The following is a 26,556-nucleotide window of genomic DNA, read 5'->3' as shown; positions in this document are numbered from 1 at the left end:
TGGGATAGGCCGGATAGTCCTCCGGCATCGGGAAGTCCGGCACCTGGGTGTTGAATTTCGGCGAGATCAGGTGAAGCGAGGCATAGGCGCGCCCGCAAGGGGCCTCCGCGTTCCACACGCCGCCGAGATCGGCCTCGGCCTCGTAGAGATCGACGGCGAACCCGTCCTCGATCAGCTCGCGCGCGACGCCGATGCCGGTCGGGCCGCCGCCGATGATCGCGATCTTGTCACTCATCGCGCCGCCTCCCTGGTCAGACCGATCCGGCTGCCGCCGGCCTCCGGCGATCCCAGCCGCACGTCCCGCATCACCATGCACGCATTGCCCTCGTCGTCGTAAAGGGAAAGAACCAGCGGGAGGCCGTTGCCGCCCTCCACATGAAGCACGGCCCGCTCGCCGGCACTCGCCCAGGCGAACATGCTCTCGATGGCAACGGGCGCCGAAAGGGCGGCAGCCGCGGCCTCGGCCAGATGCCCGCCGAGCCGGAAGGCCAGCAGCCGCCAGGCCGCATCCAGCCACGCCGGATCGAACAGCATGGCGCCCGCCGAGCCTGTCTCGCCGCGCGGGCGACGGAGTTCGGCGACGAGCCGATCCCCGACAAGGCTCACCCTCCCGACACTCGCGGCCTCGGGCGCGGGCGGTCCCGAATGGATGGCGCAGCGCTCGGCGAAGGCGCGATAGGCCTCGCCGAGGTCGGCGCCGGCAGCGGGCGCGAGCCGTTCCACCCTAGCCGGCCGTGGCGGAAGCTCATCCTCTGCGACCGCCGCACCAAAATGCCAGGGCGCGGCTTCCTCGCCGTCCGCCACGACACGATAGAGCAGCCCCTGCCCGTCGTCGCCGACCACGACCGTCAGATGCCTCGCGTGGCCGTTGACGGCAAGCGGTGCCCCCCACAGCAGATGCCGCAGCCCCTGCACCGCGTGGCCGCCGGCCCGCTCCAGCGCCCCGCGCGCCAGTTCGGGCAGGAAGAGACCGAGGACCAGCCGCCGGTCGGCGGACAGATGGCTGGTGAGATAAGGCTCATCGCCGGTGAGCGAGACGGAAAAGCGCGCGATCTCGCCACGTGTCGCGGCGCCGTCCAGCAACGGATGGGCTTGCAGCGCGGGCGGCACGACGGTTGCCGCCTCGGCTGTCTCGGCTCTCTCGCCCGGCTCGACCCAATAGCGCTCGCCGGCAAAGGGATAGCCCGGAAGTCGCAGGCGGCCTTGCGGCGGCAGGACCGACCAGTCGACGGCAAGCCCCTTGGCCCAGAGTTCGCCGACACGCGACAGGCGGTCCCTCTCGCCGGAGGCGAGCCAGCGCGCGACAAGCGCCCTCGCCTCCGCGTCCGCCTCGAACGGTGCGGTCGCCGAGCGGTCGCCTTCGGAGACATGCACCCCGGCGAGCGGATGCCCCGCCGCGACCGAGGCGAGCGCACGCAACATGTCCTCGCGGCCTGTAAAGGCAACGGCGAGCCTGCTGGCGAACGCCGTGCGCCCGACCTGCAGCGTCTGCGCCAGCGCGCCGAGATCAAGGTCCGGCGTCGCCGCGACGAAGCGCTCGAGACCTGCGGCATAGTCCTGCAAGCGCTCGCGGTCCCGCGCCGACAGGACCAGCAGCCAGGGGCCGGACGACGCCGGCAGCCTCGCCGGGGCCGGCGCCTCTTCGAGCACCAGATGCGCATTGGTGCCGCTGAAGCCGTACGAACTGACGGCGGCGCGGCGCGGCGCACTGCCTTTCGCCGGCCACGGCTCCGCCGCATGGGTCAGCGCGAAGGGCGTGCCCTTCAGCGAGATATGCGGGTTCAGACTGTCGAAGTTCACCACCGGCGGCCGTTCGGCCTGCTCCAGGGCGAGCATCGCCTTCAGCGCACCGGCAACACCGGCGGAGGCGAGACAATGGCCGATATTGCTCTTCACCGAACCAATGCGGCAGTCGGTCTCCGCCGGCACGCCGTGGAAGGCGTCGCGCAGGCCCTCGATCTCGATGGGATCGCCGAGCGGGGTGCCGGTGCCGTGACATTCGATGAGGCCGATGGTCGCCGGATCGATGCCGAAACGGGCCTGCACGGAGCGCATCAGCGCAGTCTGGGCCTGCGGGTTGGGCGCGGTGATGCCGTTGGTGCGGCCGTCCTGATTGGTGCCCCAGCCGCGAAGGACCGCGCGGATCGGATCGCCGTCGCGCAAGGCGTCGTCCAGCCGCTTCAGCAGCACGGCGCCGACGCCCTCGCCCGGCACGAAGCCGTTGGCGCGGGCATCGAAGGTGAAGCAGCGGCCGTCCTTCGACAGCATCGCGACCTTGGACGTGTCGATGAACATCTTCGGGCCAATGAGAACGCAGGCACCGCCCGCCAGTGCCATGTCGCAGGTGCCGGCAGCGAGGCTCTCGCAGGCCTCGGCAATCGCCACCAGCGAACTGGAGCAGGCCGTGTCGATCGACAGGCTCGGGCCGCGAAGATCCAGCAGGTAGGACATGCGCGCGGCGAGGATCGAGCCGGAGCTGCCGAGCAGGCTGTAGGCGTTGCGCTCCTCGATCAGGTCTTCGTAACCGCTCGGGCCGGAGGAGACATAGATGCCGCAGTTCTGGCCGCCCAAGGCCTGCGGATCGATGGCCGCATCCTCGATCGCGTGCCAAGCGACCTGCAGGAACAGACGCTGCTGCGGGTCCATCAGCTCCGCCTCGCGCGGAGTGATGCCGAAGAAGCGGGCGTCGAACAGGTCGACCCCATCAAGCGCGCCCATCCACTTGCAATAGGACGAGCCGGGATGCGCCGGGTCGGGATGATAGAAGCGCGCGACATCCCAGCGGGAGGGCGGCACCTCCTCGATGCAGTCGCGTCCCTCGCGGATGTTGCGCCAGAAGGCGTCGAGATCGCCGGCCTTGGGGAAGACCCCGGACGCGCCGATGATCGCGACGGCGGGCGGCTCGTCGGACTTCGGAGCGGGTGCAGCGACGGCGGCAGCGGCTGGCGCGGGCGGCGGCGGAGCCGCGATCTGGGAGACGGCCGGGGTGGCGGGCGGGGTGGCGAGCGGGGCGGGAGCTTTGACCGGGGCCAGGTCCGCCACATGGCGGGTCAGCGCCCCGACGGTCGGATGCGCATAGACCGCGGTTGCCGGCAGATCGATGCCGAACAGCGCGTTCAGCTTGCGGATCCAGGTGACCGCGAGGATCGAGTCGAGACCGAGCTCCAGGAACCCGGCGTCGTCGCGGATCTCGCCCACGTCGATCATCAGGTCCTCGGCGAGCGAGGCGACAAGCCGCTCGCGGATCCCTGCCTGATGCGCGTCGGCCCCGCCCGTTGCGGGCGGCGGGGCGACCTCGACAACCGGTGCTGCCGGCGCAGGCACGGGCTGCGGAACCGCCGAGGACGGAACGAGCGTCGCGACATGATCGGCCAGCGCACCGACCGTCGGGTGCGCGTAGACGGCGGTCGCCGGCAGTTCGATCCTGAACAGCGCGTTGAGCTTGCGGATCCAGGTGACGGCGAGGATCGAGTCGAGACCGAGGTCCAGGAACCCAGCCGCGTCGCGGATCTCGCCCGCGTCGATCATCAGGTCCTCGGCGAGCGAGGCGACAAGCCGCTCGCGGATAGTCGGCCGCAGGTCCGCACGCCCGGCGGAGGGGATCGTCGCTCGCGGCGGCGGCACGTCGCCGAATTTCTCCGCGATGCGGGCGCGGACGCGGGCATTGCCGATGAAGGTCGTCTGATGCATGGCGAACTCGCGCTCCAACACCTCGTCGAGATGCCGGGCGACGGTGGCCGCCCCTTCCGCCTTCGCCGCAATCAGCTCCGCCTTCGGCTGGCGGGCCAGTGCATGCGCCCGTGCCAGCGCCTCGTCCAGCACCCGCGCGGCCGGCAGCACATCGAGATGCGGCGCCCGGCCGGCCAGCTCGCGGCCGCGATATTCGCGCGCGCTGAACAGCACTTCCCGGCCGAGATCGTCGCCCAGCCGGTGCGGGAAGATCAGCGTCGCGCCTGCGCCCGGCGTGAAGCCGTACCAGAGATAATTGCTGTGATAGAGCCCTTCGGTCGCGAAGATCGCCGCGTCGCAATAAAGGCCGAGCGACCAGCCGGCGCCGATGCCGTGCCCCTGCATGGCGGCGATCACCGGCAGCGAGCAGGCGAGCGGCAGGCTGTAGATGCGCCGGTCGGTGAAGCGCGCTTCGCCGGCCTGCAACTCGGTCAGACCTTCAGAGGTGCCGCCGCAGGCGAAGTAGCCGTCATGACCGGTCAGGACGACGGCCTTGGCCTCCGGCATCGCGGCAATGGCGGCAAAGGCTTCCTCGATCCCGTCCATGAAGGCGGTGGTGAAGGTGTTGCGGCCCGCGCGCTCCAGCATGCGCAGCAGCACGACGCCGTCCGGGAAGGCTTCCAGTTCCATCACCGGGGTCGCCAGCGGCACCCGGCGCGAAGACATCGCAGGCGTGCCCGAGGCTCCCGCATCGCGCATGAGCTGCCGCAAGCGGTCTTGCTCCGGCGATCCTGTGAGCTCCGCGCCGACAAGCTGCGGCATCGCCTTGCGCATATGCGCCTTCAGCAGCACCAGCGCATCGCGCGGCGCCTCGGCGATGGAAGCGGCAAGCTCCATTGCGGCAGCCTCGACGCGGTTCGCGGCAACGGCTTCCACTCCCCTCTCGATCCGGCGCGCCGCGAGCTGCCAGGGCAGCCCATCCGGCAGAACCGGCACGGACGAGATGGCCGCGCCGCCGGCACGCATGACGAAATCGGCCAGCAGCGCGGACGCCGCACCGTCTCCCGCGACTGCGGTTTCGAGGACGGCGACCACCGGCAACGGGCAGTCGAGCAGCGCGGTGGTGATCGTGTTGCCGGCGGCTGCGCCAGAAGAATTCCACGCCTCGCCGCCCCGGACGATGACTGCGCGAAGCGTCGCGTCCTCTCCCGCCTCGCGCAGCGCGCGCTCCAGCTCGCGCCGTGTCGCGGCGCTCCAGCGCCCCGTCAGCTCGAGCCGGCGCACGCCGCCCTGATCGCCGGCAAGGCGCACCCCGCCCGTCTCCTGCAAAGGCTGCGCCGCATGGGAGACAATGGCGACCTCCAGCGGGGCAAGCACCACCGGAACCCTCTCCCTTGCGCTCACGGCATAGGGGCCGGCAAGCGCGGCCGGCTCGGCAAGGTGCAGCGGCACCGCCGGCTCGGCAGAGGCAATAGGCGCGGATCGTTGCGCGGTGCGAGGCGCCTCAGCCGTCATCGGCCGCGATGCCAGCGGCTTGTCCGCTTCCCGCGGCGCCTCGGTCACCCAATAGGATTTTCCGGCAAGCGGCGAGGCCGGCAGCGGCACACGGCGGCGGCCGGCGCCGAACAGTCCGGTCCCGTCGATCTTAGCGCCCTTGACCCAGGCGCCGGCAAGCTGCTGCAGCCCGTCGCGCCAGGCATCGCCATCCGCCCCTTGCGAGGCTGCAAGGGCAGCGGCAATCCGGCGGCAATCGTCCGCCAGCGCTGCAGTGCCGCTCTCGTCCGAGGGCAATGCCACTGCGCGGTGGACGCCCTCCGCCCGCTCACCGCGCAGCCATGCGCGGAGCTTCGTGGCAAGATCGCGAGTCCCATCGGCAACGATGGCGAGCCGCTCGGCCATGGGACGCCGGCCGACCAGCAGCGTATGGGCGATATCGGCCGCCTCGCCGTCCGAGGCCGTTTCCAGATGCTCTGCCATGCGCTCGGCGAGCTGGCGCAGCAGCGCCTCGTTGCGCGCAGAAAAGACGAAGAGGAACGACGGCAGGAGGCTTGCCGCTTGCGGTTGGAATGGCGCTTCCTGCAAGACCGCATGCGCGTTGGTGCCGCCGAAGCCGAAGGAGCTGACCGCGACCCGGCGGGGCACTCCGTCCCGTGCGGGGAAGGCAAGCAGCTCGCCGTTTACCCGGAACGGGCTTTGCGAGAAATCGATGGAAGGGTTGCCGCCGCCGAAATGCAGCACCGGCGGCACCATGGCGTGCTTCAGGCTCCAGACCGCCTTGATGAGGCCGGCAATGCCGGCGGCCGTGGTGGCATGGCCGATATTCGACTTGACCGAGCCGAGCAGCTTTGCCCCCGCCTGTCCGCCGCCATGCACACGGGCTAGCGCCGCGTGCTCGATAGGGTCGCCGAGCGGGGTGCCGGTGCCGTGCGCCTCGACCACGGCAATGCTCGCCGGATCGATGCCGAAGCGCTCATAGATCTCGCGCATCAGGCGCTCCTGCGACAGCGCGCTCGGGGCGGTGATGCCGTTGGTGGTGCCGTCCTGATTGGTACCGCTGCCCAGGATGACGCCATGCACCGTGTCGCCATCGGCCAAGGCCTTCGACAGCGGCTTGAGCAGCACGGCGGCCACCGCCTCGCCCGGCACGATGCCGTCCGCGCCGGCCCCGAACGGGGCGCAGCGGCCGCTCGGCGACAGCATGTTGGCCTGGTTGGCATAAAGGAAGAAGCGCGGCGAGCTCTGGACGAAGACGCCGCCGGCCAGCGCCATGTCGCATTCGCCCTCGCGCAGGCTGCGGCAGGCCATATGGACGGCGACCAGCGAACTGGAACAGGCGGTGTCGACCGCAATCGCCGGCCCCTTGAGGTCCAGCCAGTAGGAGAGCCGCGAGGGGATCAGCGACGTGGTGTTGCCCCAGAACGCCTGGCCCGGCGGCTGCTCGCGGAACAGTTCCTGATAGTCGCCATGGGCGCAGCCGACGAAGACGCCGCAGCGCGCGCCGACGATATCGGGGCCCGCGTGGCCGGCATGCTCCAGCGTCTTCCAGGCTTCCTCCAGGAACAGCCGCTGCTGCGGGTCCATCCAGGTCGCTTCGAGCCCGGAAATGCCGAAGAACACCGCATCGAAGCGGTCGACGCCCTCGATGAAGCTGCCGTGCCGGCCGTAGCTGCCCTCCGGCACATCCCGGTAATTCGGCGCAAGATCGAAGCGGGTGACGGGGCCAACGAGATCGTCGCCCGCCATCAGGTGACGCCAGAACTCTTCGACGGTCTGCGACCCGGCGAAGCGTCCGCTGGCGCCGATAATGGCAATGGGCTCGGCGGCGCTTTCCGCCGAGCGTGCCAGAACAGGTGCCGGAGCAGGTGCTGGCGCGGCGAGCGGCATGGTCGGCGCGGCATCCGTGCTGTCCAGCGCGGCCAGCGCGTCGGCATGCTCCCGGCGCAGGAAGGTTTCCAACTGGCCGACGCTGGCGAAATCGAACAGGCGTGTCTGGTCGAACGGGATGCCGAGCGCCTTGCGCAGGCGATGGGCGAATTCCGCGCCAAGGATCGAGTCGAGACCGTAATCGGCGAAGCTGCGCGTCGTGTCGATGCTCTCGGGCGCGACATTCAGCGTCGTTGCGACGAGCCTCAGCAACAGGCCGCGCAGATCCTGGCTCACCTCGCTTGCCGCCGCCTGCGGGCGGGATGCCGGAACCGGGGTGGCAGCCGGCCTTTCCGCAGGCGCCGCAGCCTGCTCGGCCATACCTGTGGCCCGCGCGGCAAAGAGCTGCTGGCCGAGGCGTCGTTCGGCCTCGCCGGAGCCTGCGATCCAGTCGAAGCCCGACTCGCGCAGGGCTTGCGCCCAGCTTTCGGGCGCCAGCGACGGCGTGCCGGGGATGCGGCGCTCGCCATCGGTGAAGCGCCACCACCCCTCCAGCAGGCCGAAGGTCACATGGGTGAACAGCGTCGCCCGGCTCGTCTCGTTGACCAGCAGCACGCCGCCCGGCGCCATGGTCTCGCGTACGGTCTTGAGCGTGCGCACGATATCGGCCGTCGCATGCAGGACATTGGCGGCGATGACGAGATCGTAGCGGCCGGGCTCGACGCCCTGCCCGGCAAGCGGCTTTTCGATATCCAGCAGCGCCGTCCTCAGGCCCGGCACCCGGCCCGCATAGCTGCGCTCGGCGTGGATCAGGAAGGCGCGCGAGACGTCAGTGTAGCAATACTCAGTGATGCGACCGGCAAGCGGCGCGAGCGCCGCGAACACCGGCTCGCTGGTCCCGCCCGTCCCGGCGCCGATCTCCAGGATGTGCAAGGGGCGCTCCGGCCGGCTTCCGCCGACGTGTTTCGCGGCGGCCTTTGCGAGGGTCTCGCTGAAGCGCGCGGCAACCGCGTTCTGCTTGTAGACCGCCTCGACCAGCTCCAGCGAGCCTTGCGGGAACAGCACGTCGGTTGCCTTGCGCACGCCCGTCAGGATCTCCGGCAGGGCCGCAAGCGAAGCTTCGGCAAGGCGCATCTGGGCTGCGAGGCCGCCCGCATCGCGGCAGGCGCGCCAACGGGTCCAGGCGTCGTCCTCTGAGAGGGCGTCCACGCCGTCCCGCGCCAACAGGTCGCGCGCCGCGCGATACCAGCGGCGAAGATCCTGCGCCACGGCACTCTCCGGCACGCGCGCAAGCTGCGCCGCCAGCACGCAGGCGACATGCCGGTCGAGCCGGTCCTGCTCGGCCTCCAGCCGCGCGTCGCCCTGCGGGGCTGTGATGGCGCGCAGAAGGTCGGCCGACGCCGGCGCTTCGGTCTGCGGCAGCCAATAGCGATCCCGCGCGAAAGGATAGGTCGGCAACGACACGATGGCCGGGCGGGTGCTGCGCGGCAGGCGCGCCCAGTCGATATCGATGCCCTCTGCCCACAATGCCAGCAGCTTGTCGAGCCGGCCTTCCTGCCAGGCGCGCTCCGCAAGCTCCTGCAACACGCCGTCGCCGCGCAGGGTCGCAAGCAGCCCGTCAGCGGCCTTCGCCTCGGCGGTATGGATGCCCGTTCCTGCCTTGCCCGCGAGCCAATCGCCCAGCCGCGCGACCAGCTCGTCGACGCTTTGCGCCTCGATGCCGAGACGATGGGCGAAAGCCTCGCGCCCGACCTGCAGCGTGTAGGCGACCGCGTCGAGCGGGAGGGCTGTCCTGCTCTCCGCCGAGAGCCCCTGGCCTGCCAAGGTCTCGGCCAGCGTCTCGATGCTGGCGAACCGGTCGAGCAACGGCAGCCGGGCTGCGGGAAAGCGCTCTTCCAGCCGGCGCCGCAGCGCCAGCAGCTCCGGCCCCTCCAGCCCCAGAGCATCGAAGCTCTCGCCCGGATCGATGTCCGCCACCTCGACGCCGAGCACGGCGGCAAGGTCGTCCGCGATGCCGGCCGCAACTGTCTGCGGAGCGGCAGGCGCGCCCGCCGTGGCACCGGAACGCAGCGCCGCCAAAAGGTTCTCCGCCTGCGCGCGCAACTGCTCGGGCGTGCGCGCCGACAGGACGATGGCCTGCGGTGCGGGTGCGGGCGCGGCGCTTGCAGGTTCGCCCCGCCAGTCCTCGACGATCACATGCGCGTTGGCGCCGCCGGCCCCGAAGGAGGAAATGCCGGCGATGCGCGGCCTGTCCACGCGCCACTCCGCCGCCTGCCGCTGGAGCGCGAAGGGCGTCGCGGCAAGGTCGAGATTGGGGTTCGGGGTCTCCGCATGCAGCGTCGGCGCCAGCATGCCGTGGCGCATCTGCAGGATCACCTTGGTCAGCCCGGCGATGCCGGCGGCCGCCTCAAGGTGCCCGATGGCGGACTTCACCGACCCCAGCGCGCAGAAGCCCGTCTCGGCCGTATCCGGGGCGAAGGCCTGGGTCAGGCCGTCGACCTCGATGGGATCGCCGAGCACCGTGCCGGTGCCGTGCGCCTCGATATAGCTGACATCGCGCCCCGACAAGCCGGCTTGCTCGAGCGCGGCGCGCACCACATCGCGCTGCGCCGCCGGGCTCGGCACCGTGTAGCCGGTCGCACGCCCGCCGTGATTGATCGCGCTGCCGCGGATCACCGCATGGATGCGGTCGCCGTCAGCCAGAGCGCGGGACAGCGGCTTGAGCAGCACGCAGCCGACGCCCTCGCCGGGCACGAAGCCGTCCGCTTCTGCGCCGAAACTGTGACATCGGCCGCTCGGGCTCAGCATGTGCGCGGCGCAGAGTTCGACGTAGTTCGAGGGGTGCAGGTAGAGATTGACGCCGCCGGCCAGCGCCATGGCGCAATGCCCCGCGCGCAGTTGTTCGCAGGCCTCGTGGATCGCCGTCAGCGACGAGGAACACATGGTGTCGACCGGCAGGCTCGGCCCGACAAGGTCCAGCGCATGCGAGACCCGGTTGGCGACGCTGGCGAAGGACGTGGCCGGGCGCACCATTGCTCCGCCCTCGCCCCGGAACGGGCCGTGCAGCGCGTAGCCGGTCTTGGTCACGCCGGCGAAGACGCCGACATCGGCGCCTTCGCGGCCGCCGGCTACTTGCTTCAGCCGCGCGCGGGTGTAGCCGGCATCCTCGCACGCCGCCCAGGCGCACATCAGGAACAGGCGCTCCTGCGGGTCCATCGCTGCCGCGTCCCTCGGCGAGATGCGGAAGAACAGGGGATCGAAGCCGGCGAACCCCTCCAGGAACGCGCCCCAGCGGGAATAGCTGCGCTGCGAGGCGACGGCCTCGTCGACATCCGGCTCGAAAAAGCCCTCAAGGGCCCAGCGCTCGGCTGGGATCTCGCCGACCATGTCGCGGCCGACCTGAAGGTTCTCCCAGAACGCGTCCAGCGTGTCGGCGCCGGGATAGCGACCGGCAAGGCCGATCACCGCAATCGGCTCGGCATGGGGCAGCGGCGCGGCGCGCGAGGGGGCAACCGCCGCCTTTGCCGCTGCCGCAATGGCGGGTACAGGGGCGGCGCTATTGTCGCTCAGGCCGGTCCATCGGCGGCAGGCGTCGGGCTGGCGCTCAGTGAGCCATCCGGCGATCGCGGCGAGCGTGCGATACTGGAAGAACAGGGTTTTCGGCAGCGCCTCGAAGATCCCGCCCAACTCGCTGTTGAGCCGGGTGATCATCAGGGAGTCGATGCCGTAGTCCTCCAGCGGGGCCTGCGGATCGATGCGCCCGGCCGGATGACCGCTGACCTTCGCGAACAGTTCGCCGAGCCGGGCGGTCGTGCGGGAGAGAAGCTGCGAGGACACGGCGCCGCCCCCTGTCACGGCCTGGGGCTCGCTCGGCAGGGTTTCGGGCGCCTCCTGCCGCGAGAAGAAGCGGCGAGCGCGCGAACCATCGCCGGCAATGACAGCGGCTTGCGCATGGCCGGCGCCGAGAATGGCATGCAGCGCGGAAAGACCTGCCTCCGTTTCCATCGGCCGCTGGCCCATGCGCTGAAACAGCGCCGCCTGCACCTCGTCGCCGGCCCCCATGCCACCGTCCCGCCACAGCGGCCAGCCGATGGCGGTGATCCGACCGCCAGACTGCCCGGCGAGCGCGTCGAGGAAGCCGTTGGCGGCGGCATAATCCGCCTGCCCGGCATTGCCGAAGGCCCCGGCCAGCGAGGAGAACAGCACGAAGGCTTCGAGGTCCAGCCCGCTGCATGCCTCGCGCAGGGCCAGAGCGCCCGTCACCTTTGGGGCGAGAACCTCGGCAAGGTCCGCATCCCGCTTCCAGGCGAGATGTCCGTCGCGGAGCGTGCCGGCGCAGTGCACCACCGCATCGAGCCTGCCATGCACCTCGATCACATGGGACACGAGACCTGCGACCGCATCGGCATCGCCCATGTCCACCTGCCGGTAACCGGCGACCGCACCCAGTGCACGGAGTTCGTCGAGGAACGCCTCTCGGGCGTCATCGAGTGGCCGGGAGCCGGTCAGCACGATCACGGAGCCCCTGGCCGTTTGCGCGATATCGCGCGCGACCAGCCGGCCGAGCCGCCCCATGCCGCCGGTGACCAGCGCCACGCCGCGCGGCCGCCAGGCGAATGGCGTTGCCGCCACCAGGTTCTCGCGCCAGCCGCGCACGAACCGCCGGCCGCTCGAATAGCGAATGCGCTCGCCCGCCGGTGCTCCGGCCTCGGAGGCCAGCAAGCGGGCGGCATGATCCGGCGCGGCCCCTTCAGGAAGCTCGATGACCTGTCCGGCGATGCGGGCATCTTCCAGCGTTACGGTGTCGAGCATCGCGCCGAGGCCGGCGAGCAGAGCGCCGTCGCGCGTCGGCGAGAGAGCCAGTTGCACCAGCACCCTGCCCTCGCCCGGCTGCCTCACGAGATCGCGCAGCAGGCTCAGCAGATGTGTCGCCGCCTGGGCATAGCGCGTGGCGGGACTGCCCCTTCCCAATGGAAGCGAGACGAGCTCACAGCCCGGACGCGCCTCGATATCGACGCCGCAGGCAACGACGATGCGCCGACCCGCAAAGCGTCCTGCCGGGGCGTCCTGCTCCCGCCATTCCGGCACGAAGATCAGCGTCTCGCTCACGGGCGTGCTGCCGGGAATCCAGTAGCGCGTTGCGGCGAAGCGGCGCGGCGGCAGCGGTGTGCGCCGCGGCTGACCGTCGGCCGCGTAGTCCTCAAGCACCACATGAGCATTGGTGCCGCCGAAGCCGAAGCTGCTGACGCCGGCCCGGCGCGGCAGCAGGGTGCCGGTATCGTCGCGGCGTCGGGGCCAGGCCTCGCGGGTGCGCACCAGACGGAACGGGCTGCCGGCCAGCTCCACATGCGGATTGATCTCGTCGCAGTGCAGCGTCGGCGGCACTTCGCCCCGTTGCATCGCCATCAGCACCTTGACGACACCGGCAAGCCCCGCCGCCGCTTCCAGATGGCCGATGGACGACTTGACCGTGCCGAGCCCGATATGCGGCTCCGCAACGCTCTCGTGCCCGGTCAGGTTGGCGAAGGCCCGCTTGAGGCCGTTGACCTCGACCGGGTCGCCGAGATGGGTGCCGGTCCCGTGCGCCTCGATATAGCCGATGCTGGCCGGGTCGATGCTTGCCAGCGCCTCCTCGACCAGCGCCGCCTGCGCCTTCGCATTGGGTGCGGTCAGGGCACCGGCGCGGCCGCCATGGTTCTGCGCCCCGCCGATGGTCGTGCCGAGAATGCGGTCGCCGTCGCGCTCGGCATCCTTCAGCCGCTTGAGCATCAGCACCGCGACGCCCTCGCCGCGCGCATAGCCGTCCGCACCGGCGCCGAAGCTCTTGCAGCGCCCGTCCGGCGACAACATGCCCGCATTGTGCGGCCCCTCGAAGCCCTCCGCCGCCAGACAGAGATTGACGCCGCCGACGAGCGCGACGTCGCAGCGCCCGTCCTTCAGCGCCTGCGCGGCGCGCAGCAGGGCGACCAGCGAGCTGGAACAGGCCGTGTCGATGGCCTCGCTCGGACCATTGAGATCGAAGGCATGCGACACCCGGTTGGCGACCATGGCGAGCGAGTTTCCGGTCGCGACATAGCCATCCGCCGCAACCCCATGGGCCGCCAGCAGGGCCGCATAGTCGAGGCTGGTGACGCCGACGAAGACGCCGGTCGATTTCGGCAGGTCGGACGGCTCGATGCCGGCATGTTCGACCGCATGCCAGGTGGTTTCCAGCAGCAGCCGCTGCTGCGGGTCCATCCGCTCGGCCTCTGCCGGCGAGATGCGGAACGCCGCCGCATCGAAGCGGTCGATATCGGAGAGGAACCCGCCGCGCCGGGGGAACGATGCGGCCGCAACGCGGGTACGATAGGCCTCGCCGTACCGCTCGAGCGGCAGATCACCCGTCAGGTCGCGCCCGGCCAGCAGATTGTCGAAGAAGCTGTCGATATCCGGGCTGCCGGGGAAGCGGCCGGCCATGCCGACAATGGCGATGCGGCCGCCCGTTGCCTTCCCCGCAGGGCTGGCGAGCGATTGCGAGATGGTCGGCGCTGGCGCTGCGGCCAAGGGCGCGGCGCGAACGGGCGTTGCGGGAGGGGTCTCGACCGACAGTGCGATCCCGTGCCGGCGCACCAGGTGCTCGGCCAGCGCCTCGACATGCTCGCATTCGAAGAAGATCGCCGGCGAGAGCTCGATGCCGAAAGCGGCGCCGATCTCGCCGGCATAGCGCGTCAGCGAGATGGAATCGAAGCCGAGATCGTGGAACGGCTCGCGCGGCCCGACATCGTCGGGGTTGAACTTCAGGATCCCGGCGGCGATCCGGCGAAGCTCGTGCGCAACCCGGTCCGCCGTCTCGCCGCTGCCCTGTGCGACGGCTTTTGCCGGCTGCGGAGTTGAAACGGATGCCGCGGCGATGAAGCGTGCGACAGGAACCACAGCGACACCTGCGCACCGCGCGACGATGCCTCCCGACGCATCCAGGAACGACAGGTCGTACGCGCCATCACTCCCCGGCTGGCAGAGCACGGCGGCAACGTCGCCGCCCGTAAGGTGCGAGCGACTGACGCCCGCCAGCGCCAGCGGTTCACCGCCCGCCGTCAGCAGCGCCAGCGCCTGCCAGGCTGCCCCGAGAGCGGTGGAGGGAAGCGCCAGGGTCTTGCGGAACCAGTCCTGCTGCGGCGCGTCCTCGCGCAGCACGCAAAGCAGTCCGCCATCGGCAAGGCGAAAGGCGCGCGCGATCCCCTCCAGATAGGGGCCGAAGCCGAGGCCATTGCGGGCAAGGTCGCCATAGATCCGCGCGTGCTCCAGCACCTCGGTGCTGGCGGCTTTCAACCCGTCGACGTCGATCCGTCCGGCGGGACCGCCTGCGGAGGATATGCGCGCCTCCAGCCAAGGCGTTTCAGCCTCCTCGCCGCCCTGCGCCACGACACGCGCAAGGAAGGCGTCTCCCGCCGGCTCCAGCGTCAGGGTGAGGTGCTTGACCACCTGCCAGTCGGGCAGGCCGAGCACCTGCAAGTTCTCGACCGACACCGGCCCGGGCAGCCCGGCGATCCGGGCAAGGGCCGCGACCGCCTCCACCGCCACCATCGGCAGGACCGTCTGCCGGCGACCCTGAGTGTGCACATAGTCGAGCAACTCGCCGAGATGGATATCGGTCTCGTAGCGCAGGCCGGACAGCGTCGAGACGTTGCGCCCGATGAAGGGATGCTGCTTCAGCCGCGACCCCAGCGGGTTGACCACCGAAGGCGCGTCCGGCTGCTCGGGATACCAGCAGCGGATCTTTTCGAACGGATAAGTCGGCAGCGGCACGCGGCGCGGCTCGCGGCCCCGCCAGAGCGCGAACCAATCGATGGTTGCACCATGCGTCCAGGCACGAGCCACCTGATCGAGGTCACGCGCGGCAAGGGCCGCCGCCAGTTGCTCTGCGTCCTCCGGCGGGTCGACGTCGAGGATCGAACGAACATAGTGCCAGGCCCCCTTGGCGCCGGGCGCAGCCGCGAAACCCGCAAGGCTTCGGCGCGCATCGGCCAGATCACTCGCCGCCAGCGCCAACCGGCACGGCAGCTCGGTGCGCCCGACCTGTAGCGTGAAGGCGATGTCGGAGAGATCCGCATCCGGATGCTGCTCGATCCAGGCGAGGTGTCGTTGGACCAGCGCCGCCAGCCGGTCCTCGTTCATCGCCGAGAAGACCAGCAGTTCCGGCCCACCCTGCCCGCTCGATCTGGGGCGCGGCCGATACTCCTCGATCAGGATATGCGAGTTCATGCCGCCCGCGCCGATGGAGGTCACACCGGCGCGGCGCGGCAGTTCGTGCCCGTCCCGCCTGCGCGGCCGCAGCCAGGGCGCAAGCGTGCGCTGGACGCGGAAGGGCGAGGTGGCGAAGGGAATGTCGGGGTTCAGCGTCTCGGCATGCAGCGAGGGCGCCAACATGCCCTTGTCCAACTGGGCCACCACCTTGGCGATGCCGGCAAGGCCCGAGGCCCCGAGCAGATGGCCGACATTGCTCTTCACCGTGCCGATCGGGCAGGCTCCGACCGCGTCCGTGTGCTTGCGGAAGGCCTGCGTCAGCGCCTTCACCTCGATGGGATCGCCGAGCGCCGTGCCCGACCCGTGCCCCTCGATATAGCTCACGGTGTCGGCGGTGATGCCGGCATCGTCGAGCGCCCGCTCGATCGCCACCGCCTGCTGGTGCGGGTTCGGCACGGTGAAGCCGTTGCGCACGCCGGCATTGCTGATGCCGGTGCCGATGATGACGCCGTGGATATGGTCGCCGTCGCGCTCGGCATCGCAGAGCCGCTTCAGCACCAGCGCGCCGACCCCCTCTCCGAGGATCGTGCCTTCGGCACCAAGGCCATAGCCGCGGATCACATCGGCCGATTTGGTGGTGAAATGCTCCTGCGAGGTGGCGATGAGCTTTTGCGGGTGCAGCAGCAGGCTGACGCCGCCGGCAAGTGCCATCTCGCAGCGGCCCGCACGCAGCATGTGCACCGCCTCGTGCACACAGGTCGAGGCGGCCGAGCACATGGTGTCGAGGAAATAGGACGGGCCGGTGAAGCCGTAATAATAGGACACCATATTGGGCACGGTGCCGGTATAGCTGCCGCTGGCGGGCGAGCCGCGCATCAGCATGTTCTGGAAACCGTAGAGATCGTACTCGTTGGTCATCGAGCCGACGATGACGGCGACGTCGCCCGCGTAGCGCCGCTGCAGCGTCTCGCGCGAATAGCCGGCATTCTCGAACGCCTCGACGCTCGCCTGCAGGAACAGGCGCACCTCGGGCGACATCAGCTCCGCTTCGGTCTGGGAAATGCGGAAATAGCGCGGATCGAACCGGTCGATATCGTCGAGGAAGCAGCCCGTGCGCACCACGGTCTTGCCGAGAACGTCGCGCTCGGGATGCAGCAGGGCCGCATGGTTCCAGCGCTCCTGCGGATAGGGCCGGAACCCATGGATGCCACCCGCCAGCATCTCCCAGAACTCGTCCTGCGTCGCCGCGCCGGAGACATGCAGCGACAGGCCGACGATAGCGATGGCGTGGCTGTCGGTCTCGGGATTGGGCTGCGAGATGCTCGGTCCAGGGTCCGCGCGCGCGGGGATCGTCTCGGCGGGAGCCGTCTTCTGCGGTGGAACAGCCTCGCCCAGTCCGTCCTCGGCAAGGGCGGCGGCCAGCGCATTCCGGTGGTTCTCGACCAGATGGCCGGCCACCCCCTCCAGGTCGACATATTCGAAGAACAGCGTCTTCGACAGCGGGCCGAGCCGCTCCTCCAGACGGTTCGTCGTCTCGACGATGGAGATCGAGTCGAGGCCGTATTCTTCGAGCTTGCGGTTGAGGCGGATGCGCGCAGGATCGAGCTCCAGGACATCGGCGAGGATATCGCGCACGAACAGCGCGCCCTGGCGGGCGAGAGCCACGTCGTCGCCGGTCGCCTGTGGTGCCTCCGAAGGGGCCGCCGCGTCCTGCTTTTCCGCCCCCTCACGCTCGGCAAGGAACGCCCCGATCCGCGCCGTATCGCCATAAAGCACCGTTGCGCAAGGCGCCTGCCCGGCGACGAGCAGCCGCTCCAGAGCCGCAAGACCCGCCTCGCTCGGCAGCGGCACCGTGCCGAAGCGCCGTTCCATCGCCTCCAGAGTCGGCATGTCGACGCTCATGCCGCCCTCGGCCCAGAGCGGCCAGGCAACAGCGAGCGTGCGCCCCCGCCGCTCGCCGCGCGCGACCAGTTCCGCGCGCTCAGCGGCGAAGCCGTCGAGGAAGCCGTTGGCGCCGGCATAGGCCGCCTGTCCGGCGTTGCCGAACCGCGCCGCGACGGAGGAAAATAGCACCATGAAGTCGAGCGGCGCATCCCGCGTCGCCCGGTCGAGATTGAGCGTACCGGCGAGCTTCGGCGCGAAGACGGGCGCGAAATCCCGTCCCGCCTGCGTCAGGATATAGCCGTCGTAGAGCAGGCCCGCCGCATGGACGACGCCCTTGAGCGGGCCGATCTCGCGCGCGATCCGCTGCGCCAGGGCCTCGACAGCCGCCGCATCGCCCATGTCGCAGACGGCGTAGGTGACAGTCGCGCCGCTGGCGCGCAGCGCCTCGAAGCGGTTGTTCTCCTGCGCGCTGCGGCCGCTGAGGACGATGTTGCGTGCACCCCGCGCTGCCAGCCAGCCGGCCAGGATAAGCCCGAGACCGCCGGCGCCGCCGGTGATCCAGTAGGCGCCGTGCGGATCAAGCTGCATCTGGCGGCGACCGGCAGGAAGATCGACCGGATCGATGCGCAGCGCCTCGCGCGTGCCGTCGGCGCGGTGGCGCAATTCGGTGAAGGTGTCGGCAGCCTCGACTTCCTGCCGCAGGATCCCGGCGAGCCGTCCTGTGTCCGCCGGGCCTTCGATCCGCACCAGCGTACCGGAGATCTTCGGGTTCTCGGTCGCGGCCGTGCGCAGGAGCGCCGCAAGCGGGGCGGTGACCGAGTGAGGCAGGCTCTCCGGCGCCAGCACGAGGAAATGCCGAGGGCGGCGCGGCTTCTCCCGCATCGTCTCGACGATCCGCGCATGCAGGGCGTTGAAGAGCCCGGCCGCCGCAGCCGCCGGATCGCCCTCCAGACCAGCGGCAAGCACGCTGACGCTCTGCCCACTCGCCTCCGACAGGTTTCTTGCAAAGTTTCTGGCGAAATTCACCTCTGCGAAACCAGCCAGCAGCACGGAGACATCCCGCCCGGCGGCGTTGCCGGTGTCTGTCGGCGCGGGTCGCCAATGGCTCTCGGCCAGTACCAGCGGCAGTTCGTCGGCGACCTCATCCCCGGATGCCTCCGCCGGCGCCTCTTCGGAAGCGACGATGCGCAGGGCCAGGTCCTCGAAGGCGACACGCAGGTTGCCGTCCCGGTCCAGCATGTGGATGTCGAGATGGCGCACGGCAGCCGTCGCACGCGCCGTTCCCCGCTCAGTGACAAGCGCCCACATCATCGGTTCGCAGGCCCCGTGCACCACCACCCGGCGACAGGCAAACGGCACGGCCGCGCCGGACGGACCCGCCTCGTCCAGCGCGATCCAGGCCTGGATGGCTGCATCCAGCATCACCGGATGCAGCGGCAAGGCGGCCAGCGTCGGATGCAACCGCCGCGGCAGCTTCAACTGCGCCAGAACGCGGCCCCCGCCCCGACTGACCCGCGCCAGCGCCCGAAAGGCGGGGCCATGATCGACGCCGCTGGCCTGCAGGCGCTCGTAGCAAAGGGCGACCGGCACCTCCTCGCGCAACTCGTCCTGAAGCTCCGCCAGCGCAGGCGCGGACGGCGACGCTTCCACCACCGGCGAGAGGGTGCCGCGCACATTCGCGCCCTGCCCACTGAGGTCGCGGATCTCGAAGCCGATGCGTTGATCCGCCTGCCGCGTCAGATGCGTTTCGACCGTCACCGGCGTCTCGCGCGCCGCAATCGGCCGCGACCAGACGACATCCTCCAGCGCGAAGGTGCTGCTAAGCTCCGCCCCGGCGAGCTCGGCGGCCGCTCGCGCCAGTTCCAGCGCCGCAACCCCCGGCAGGATCTGCGTACCGCGCACCCTGTGATCGGCCCAGAAAAGTTCGGGCCCGCGCAAGCTGCTTTCGAAGACCGGGCCGGCAAAGCCGGAGATGTTCCGCCGGATCATCGGATGCGGCGCCGGCCGGTCGTCCTTCACGCCGAGCGACTCGTCCATCCAGTGCCGCTCGCGCGCGAAAGGATAGAGCGGTGCGCGCACCCGCCTGCCCTTGGGCAGGCCGGCGGTCGTCCACTCGATTGTCTCCCCTGCGGCCCAGCGCGCGGCGAGATCGTGCAGCGGCTCGCCGGTTGGTCCTGCCTTCCCGTCGACCACCGCCGGATGGGCGACGCCGCCCAGCCGGGCGCGGAGGGCCTGCGCCAGTTCCCGCCGGTCGCGGACGAGAAAAGCGACACGGGCCTCGAGCGGATCCCGCCCGATCCGCAGCGTATGGGCAAGGTCGGCAAGCGCCGGCGCGTCAGGTGCTTCGACGGCCTCCAGCAATTCGCCGAGAAGCGCCCGCAGGCGCTCATCATCTGCCGCCGACAGCGGCACGAGGTGCACCTGCCCGTCGCCTGCTGCGGGCGCGGCCTCCACCTTGGGTGCTTCTTCGATCAGCACATGCGCGTTGCTGCCGCCGAAGCCGAAGGAACTGACGCAGGCGCGCCGGGGCGCGCCCTCCGCGCGCGGCCAGGGACTTGCCTCCTTCTGGATGCGGAAGGGCGTGCCGGCCAGATCGATCAGCCGGTTCTGCGCGGTGAAACCGACATTGCCGGGCAGGTCCTCGCGGGCCAGCGCGATCAGCACCTTGACGATGCCGGCAACGCCCGCCGCGCCTTCCAGATGGCCGATATTGGTCTTGACCGAGCCGATGCCGCAACTCGCCGCGCGCGGGGCCGTCCCCGCCTCGGCGTGCAGGGCGGCAAAGGCCTCCTTCAGGCCGGAAATCTCGATCGGATCGCCCAGCGGCGTGCCCGGCCCATGCGCCTCGACATAGGAGATGCTGTCCGGCGCAACGCCCGCCTCGCGGTGCACCGCCTTGATCAGCGCCGCCTGCGCCCGCGGATTGGTAACGGTGAGCGAGTTCGTCCGCCCGCCATGATTGACGCCGATGCCGCGAATGACCGCGTGGATCGGGTCGCCATCGGCGAGCGCCTGCTCCAGCGGCTTCAGCAGCAGCACGGCGCCACCTTCGCCCCGGACATAGCCGTCGGCGGCATCGTCGAAGGCATTGCTGCGCCCCGTCTTCGACAGCATGCCGGCCTTGGAGAAGGCGACGAAATGGTTGGGCGACCAGATCAGGTTGACGCCGCCAGCCAGCGCCATGTCGCATTCGCCGCCCTGCAGCGCCCGCACCGCCTCGTAAATCGAGGTCATCGACGCGGCGCAGGCCGTGTCGTTGGTGATGCTGGGGCCCTGCAGATCGAAGAAATGCGAGACCCGGTTGGCGATGATGGAAAAGGCGATGCCGGTCGGCAGATAGGCGTCGACATGCGGCAGGTGCTTTTCCAGCAGCTCCGCATAGTCCCAATGGCAGACGCCCATATAGACGCCGGTGCGGCTGCCGGCGAGATCGGAGGCGCGGTAGCCGGCATCCTCGATCGCATGCCAGGCCATCTCCAGCGCAAAGCGCTGCTGCGGGTCCATCCAGGCGGCCTCGCGCGGCGAAATGCCGAAGAACGAGGCGTCGAAGCAGTCGGCATCCTCGACGAACCCGCCCCAGATGCTGCTCGTCCTGTTGCCGCGCGCCGGGTCGCCCAGCAACTCTTCCGCATTCCAGCGGCTCGCCGGCACCTGCGAGATCAGCGAGCGCCCGGCGGCCAGATGCGCGCCGAACGTCGCCAGGCGATCCGCGCCCGGAAGCCGCAGCCCGACGCCGATGATCGCAACCGGTGCCTTTCCCCCCTCACGGCTCATCGGCTGCCGCCTCCTCCGCCGATCATCACCGAGAGCCGGCGGCCGAGCACGTCGGCCGCGCCCTCCAGCAGCCGGGCGGCGATGACATCGGCATGGCGGGCGCGCCAGGGGGCGAGGTCGCTGCCTTCGACCCACTGGTTGAAGGCGCCCTGCGCCGGGCCGCAATGCACCTGAAAATCGACCTTGTGGTCGAGATCGCCTGCGAGTGCCCAGGTGGTCGTGTCCTTGAAATAGCGACGGAAGACGAGGCCCATGCGGTGGCGGGGCAAGCGCTGCGCGCGCTCGATCTCCGCTGCCGGATAGCTCTTCGCCACATCGCGGAACACCTCGTCGAAGCTGCGGCGGAAATAGCGCTCCTCGATCTGCTGGCGCAGCTTCGGATCGATCTCGTCGAGGCTCTCGTGCTGGCGGTAGAGCGAGACCAGCTTTTCGGCGCGTGCGGGGAAGAACAGGCCCTTCTTCAGCACCTGCACCTTGGCGCCCAGCTCGAACATCTCGCCCGACGGCGCATAGGCCGTATCGTGGACGTTGATGCCTTCCAGCAGGTCCTTGACCGCCTCGCTGGTCCCGGCCTCCACCGTGCACTGGTTGACGGAGCCGGTGACGATGAAGTCGGCGCCCAGCATGAAGACCGCCGCTGCCGCCTCCGGCGTACCGATGCCGCCGCCCGAGCCGACGAAGATCGGGCCGAATTTCGCAAAGCGCGCCTGCGCCTCGTCCCGCACCTTGAGCACCGCCGGGATCAGCGCGAAGGGCATGCCCTGGTCGGTATGGCCGCCGGAATCCGCCTCGACGCAGATGGCATCGGCCATCGGCACCTGGCGCAGCAGGTTGGCCTCGTCGGCAGTGATCGCGCCGCTGGCGAGCAGCTTGCCGAGCAGGCGCTCGGGCGCGGGCGCGAGAAACTGCGCGGCCACATCGGGGCGCGACACCTTGGCGATGATGCGGTTGCGCGCGGCGATCCGCCCGCCGCCCTCGTCCTTGAGCCCGGCGGCGCGGTAGCGCACCAGCGCCGGCGTCACTTCCATGAAGGCCGAGGCCTCGATGATGCCGACGCCGTGCCGGATCAGCAGATCGGTGAGCTCGTCCTCCAGATGGGGACGGTTCACATGGGCGATGAAGTTGATGCCGTAGGGCGCCCCTTCGGGAAGCTCGTCGCGCAGGCGCAGGATCGCGCGCTCCACCTCGGCCATCGGCAGGCCGCCCGCCCCGAAGAAGCCGAGCAACCCGGCGCGGGCCATGCGCTTGACCAGTTCGACCGAGGCAATGCCCTGATACATCGCGCCGGCGACGTACGGATAGTCGAGCCCGAACGCCTCGCAGAAGGCACGCGAGCCGAGATTTTCCGGGCGAAAGCGGAAGGATGCATGGCCGTTGAGCCGGGGCGGCTCGCTCTCGTCCGGCGCCTTGCGGACGGTCTCCGGCTCCGGCTCGGCGATCCTCGCGGCTGCGGCGACCTCCGCCTCCTCGCGCGCCAGCAGGCCTGCATCGAGCGGCCCGGCCTCCAGTTCCGTGCGCTTCACCATCGGCTTGACGACGGCGCTGCCGGCCGGCCCCAGCTCGGTGACATCGGCGAAGGTGACGCCCTTGGCCAGCAGATAGCGGATGCTCTCGGCCCAGCGCACCGGCGCGGTGATCTGCTCGACCATCCGCTCGCGCAGCCGGTCCGCCTCGTGCGGCCGTGCCGTCACGTTGGAGATGACCGGGATTTCGGGCGCGTTGAAGGTCAGACCCGCGATGTGCTCGGCGAACGCGGCGCGCGCAGCCTCCATATAGGGCGTGTGGAAGGCGCCGCTCACCGGCAGCACGACATAATGGCTGGCGCCGGCCTCGCGGAACAGCGGCTCGGCGGCAACCACCGCGTCCCGCCGGCCGGACACCACGATTTGCCGGGGCGTGTTGTAATTGGCGGCAAAGACGTCGCTCAGGCCGTGGCGCTCGATCACCGCCGCGATGCCGTCGGCATCGAGGCCGATGACGGCGGCCATGCCGCCGCCGCGCGCCTCGCCCATCAGCGCGCCGCGCCGCGCCACCATCTTCAGGCCGCTGGCGAAGTCCACAGCGCCTGCGGCGAACAGGGCGACATATTCGGACACGCTATGGCCGAGAACATAGTCCGGCCGCTCGCCGCTCTCGCGGACATGGCGAAGATAGGTCAACGCATTGACCACATAGAGCGCCGGCTGGGTGAACTCGGTCCGGGTCAGCCGCTCCATCGGCCCCTCCAGACAGAGCTGTGCGACCGAGTATCCAAGGACGGCGTCCGCCTCGGCAACGAGCTGCGGGAAGGCCGCAAACAGGCCCTCGCCCATGCCGACGCGCTGCGCGCCCTGCCCTGGAAACATGAAGGCCTTCATTGCTCCTCCAACTCGGCCTTGTCCTTCACCCACTCGATCTGACCAAGGTCCATCCGGATGACCCGGTCGGCCACGCCCCAATATCGCTCATCGTGTGTTGCCGCGATGACAAGTTTTCCTGCCGCTTTGAGTTTCGGGATAAACGTCTCGTAAAAATATTCGCGAAAATGAACATCCTGTTCCGCCGACCACTCGTCGAAGACATAGATCGGCCGGTCCTCCAGAACAGCGGCAATCAGCGCCAGACGCTTGCGCTGGCCCGTCGACAGGTGAAGCTGCGAGAAGCGGCCGTCGGTGAAGCGGACCTTGCCGGCAAGCCCCATCTCGTCGATCAGCGCGTTGACCCGGTCCGGATCGACCCGCTCCAGCCCATACAGCCGGTCGAACAGGTGGAAATCGACGAAGATCGCCGAAAACAGCTCCCGATAGCCGCCAAGCTCGGCGCCTTCGACCGCATGCCCGTCCACGTCGATACGCCCGCTCGCCAGCGGATAGAGGCCGCACATCATCCTCAGCGCGGTCGACTTGCCGCTGCCATTGCCGCCGACCAGGAACACGACCTCGCCCCGCGACAGGGTGAGCGACAGCGGCCCGACATGATAGCCGACGCCCTGCTCCGCCGGATAGCTGAAGCCGATCTCGCGGAAGTCGATCGCCTTGAAGGACCGGAAGGCATGGGCATGTTGCCGCGCCTCATCGGTCGAAATGCCCTTGGCGGCAGCGAGTTCGCGCTCCACCGCCAGGATCGACTGCAGGCCGAATTCGGCGCGCACGAACATCGGCGACTGCGCGACGGTCTTGGTCAGCGTGCCGAGGCAGAACAGCAGCACCGGCACGAGCTGGAACACGATCACCGTGTGCCCCGACACGAAGGCGGGAAAGCCGAAAGCGACGACGCCGAGCAGCGCGAAGGTAACGAGGCTGCCGAGCAGGATCAGCGATACCCAGTGGTCGATGGTGCGCACCAGCATCACCTCGAGCACGTTCGACCGCTTGCGATAGGCGTTGGACACCGCCTCGCTGCGGCGGGCGTTGAGGCGCAGTTCCTTGCTGCCGTGGATGATGTCGGCAATGGCGTCGAGCATCTGCGCCTGCAGCGTCTCGACAAGGCCGAGAATCCGGCGGAAGCGGTTGTTGATCGCCTTGTAGCCGTAGACGCCGCCCATGACCGCCAGCGCGAAACACAGGAAGGCTGCCGGCGACAGGTAGAGCAGGTAGAGCAGCGCCACCGCCAGCAGCACCACCTGCTGAACCGCGTCCATCACCAGCGGGAAGGTCACCGAGAGGTGGTTGGTCTCCTTGGCGACAAGCCCGTAGAGCCGCCCGCGGCCGATGCGATCGACGGCGAGCAGTTCCGACTGGCGCAGCTTTTCCGCCAGTTGCAGCCGCAGATCGTTGAGGCGCTCCTCGATCAGCGTCGTCGCCCGCACCAGCGCCAACTGGTTGGCGAGGTAGTAGACCAGGAACGCGACGCCGAAGGCCGCCCAGGCGATCAGGCCGGGGTGCTCCGCCCGGGCGACCCGCTCCGCCACCGTGGTGATCACCACGACCAGCACCGCGTTGGCGATGCCGGCCAGCAGGCTGAGGGCGAACATCATCTGAAGCTTGCGGCGGCCGGCGCCGCGGACAAAGGCGACGAGTTCCATGCTCATGCCTCCCCTGCCGGTTCGGCAAGGCGGCCGAGATCGAGTTCCAGCCGCCGGTCGCAGCAGGACCAGAAGCGGTCGTCATGGGTCACCGCCACCACGGTCTTGCCGCGCGCTTTCAGATCGGGCAGCAGTTCGGTGTAGAACACCTCCCGGAAATGCGCGTCCTGGTCGGCCGCCCATTCGTCGAACAGATAGACCTCGCGGTCTTCCAGCAACGCCACGATCATCGCCAGCCGCTTGCGCTGGCCGGTCGACAGATCCGTGGTGGAAAAGCGCCCGTCCTCGAAGCGCACCTTGTCGCCGAGTTCCATGCGGGCGATCAGCCGCTCCACCTCGCGCGGCTTGATGGTCTCCAGCCCGTAGAGCCGGTCGAAGAGATGGAAATCGGTGAAGATGGCAGAGAAGAGCTCCCGGTAGTCGCGCCGGGTCTCCGCCGTCACCGGCGCGCCGTCGCAGGCGATCTCGCCGCCCTCCGGCGCATAGAGCCCGCACAGGAGCTTGAGCGCCGTCGACTTGCCGCTGCCATTGCCGCCGGTGAGGAACAGGATCTCGCCGCGCTTCAGCGTCAGGTCCCAGGGTCCGGCGGCGAACAGGGCGGCCCCTTCCGCATCCCGGTAGCTGAAGGTGACGCCGCGCATCTCGATGGTCCGGAACGAGCGATAGCGCGAGGGCGCCCGCACCGCTCCGCGCGGCTCCGGCGTCAGGCCCGCATCGAGGCGCCGTTCGAGGGCGTAGACATGGGCAAGGCCCGCCTCGGCACGGGCGATCAGGCGCGCAACAGAGGTGATCGCCGCGATCGGCCCGAGGGCGAAGACGGTCGCGGCGGTGATCTTGTAGATCGTGTCCGTGTAGCCCTGGAAGAACACCGGCAGCACCAGCACGACGACGCCGACCAGCAGGAAAATGAAGGCATTGGCGAATTGCAGCAGGCTGACCCAGCGGTCGCCGAGCCCGACCACCACCTGCCGCAGCCGCGCGGTGACGTCCGCGAAATGCGCCTGCAGCGCGTCGTTCTTGTCGGCGTTGAGCCGGATTTCCTGAAAGCCCAGCGTGAAATGCGACAGGCTGTCGAGCATCTCGGCTTCCCGGTGATGCACCTCGGCCAGCGCTCCGGTCAGCGCGCTCTGCCGCCGCCAGAAGAGATAGAGGCCGCCGGCGAGGAAGACCGTCACCACCAGAAAGGAAATCGGCGACAGCAGCGCCACATAGAGCAGCAGGAAGGCGAGCAGGAAGGCATTCTGCCCCGCGCCGATCAGCAGCGGCAGGGTCTGCGACAGATGGTCGGTCTCCTGCGATACGGTGACGAAGACGTCGCCGTGGCCCAGCCGTTCCAGCGTCCGCAGGTCGACGCGGCGGATCTTGCTGACGATGCGCCGGCGGGTCGCTTCCAGCCGCGATTGCACGAAACGGTTGGCCTCATGCAGCGAGGCCCGGCTCGACAGCAGCACGAAGGCAAGCGTCGCCAGATAGATCAGCAGCAGTTGGGTGCCGATCGGCTCGGCGAGCACGGCCTTTTCCGCCGCCTCGTTGATCAGTCCGACCAGGCCGGCATTGCCGAGCCCGGCCAGGCTGGTGATCAGCAGGATCGACCGGCGGTTCACCGGCGGGCCGGTTCTGAGCAGCCGCAAGATGTTCAT

General features: G+C 69.8%; 5 protein-coding genes (1 of these 5 cut by a window edge). All 5 read right to left on the bottom strand.

What is annotated here, in order from left to right; translation table 11 throughout:
- Tightly spaced (each overlapping or abutting the next), the 5 genes in view from P2PM1_RS20795 to P2PM1_RS20775 form a layout consistent with a single transcriptional unit that may run on beyond the window.
- On the bottom strand, nt 1–235 hold the beginning of the coding sequence (locus tag P2PM1_RS20795; RefSeq protein WP_186400373.1) for an NAD(P)/FAD-dependent oxidoreductase. The gene continues 1,103 nt to the left of window position 1, outside the view; the window shows 235 of its 1,338 coding nt (coding positions 1–235); it begins with the start codon at nt 233–235; its stop codon lies off the left edge, out of view.
- The gene (locus tag P2PM1_RS20790) at nt 232–20,913 is read right to left on the bottom strand and encodes an SDR family NAD(P)-dependent oxidoreductase (protein ID WP_186400372.1); all 20,682 of its coding nucleotides are present in this window, start codon (nt 20,911–20,913) and stop codon (nt 232–234) included. The genes P2PM1_RS20795 and P2PM1_RS20790 overlap by 4 nt, the downstream gene beginning before the upstream one ends.
- Nucleotides 20,910–23,270 carry an ACP S-malonyltransferase gene (gene fabD / locus P2PM1_RS20785; RefSeq protein WP_186400371.1) on the bottom strand — a complete coding sequence of 787 codons (2,361 nt, stop codon included), beginning with the start codon at nt 23,268–23,270 and terminating at the stop codon, nt 20,910–20,912. Before fabD ends, P2PM1_RS20790 begins: the two co-directional genes overlap by 4 nt.
- Nucleotides 23,267–24,922, bottom strand: a complete 1,656-nt coding sequence (locus P2PM1_RS20780; RefSeq protein WP_186400370.1) for a cyclic peptide export ABC transporter — start codon at nt 24,920–24,922, stop codon at nt 23,267–23,269. The genes fabD and P2PM1_RS20780 overlap by 4 nt, the downstream gene beginning before the upstream one ends.
- A complete protein-coding gene (locus tag P2PM1_RS20775) occupies nt 24,919–26,556 on the bottom strand; it encodes a cyclic peptide export ABC transporter (protein WP_186400369.1) in 1,638 nt (545 codons plus the stop codon). Before P2PM1_RS20775 ends, P2PM1_RS20780 begins: the two co-directional genes overlap by 4 nt.

The organism is Stappia sp. P2PMeth1 (assembly GCF_900185735.1).
Classification (GTDB): domain Bacteria; phylum Pseudomonadota; class Alphaproteobacteria; order Rhizobiales; family Stappiaceae; genus Stappia.
Note: the sequence above shows the minus strand (reverse complement) of the source record. Positions and strands in the feature narration are given on the sequence as shown.

Bases quoted from the DNA above. Each gene is read 5' to 3' on its own strand.
- P2PM1_RS20775 (WP_186400369.1), bottom strand. From the start codon at position 26,556: ATGAACATCTTGCGGCTGCTCAGAACCGGCCCGCCGGTGAACCGCCGG.
- fabD (WP_186400371.1), bottom strand. From the start codon at position 23,270: ATGAAGGCCTTCATGTTTCCAGGGCAGGGCGCGCAGCGCGTCGGCATG.
- P2PM1_RS20780 (WP_186400370.1), bottom strand. From the start codon at position 24,922: ATGAGCATGGAACTCGTCGCCTTTGTCCGCGGCGCCGGCCGCCGCAAG.
- P2PM1_RS20790 (WP_186400372.1), bottom strand. From the start codon at position 20,913: ATGAGCCGTGAGGGGGGAAAGGCACCGGTTGCGATCATCGGCGTCGGG.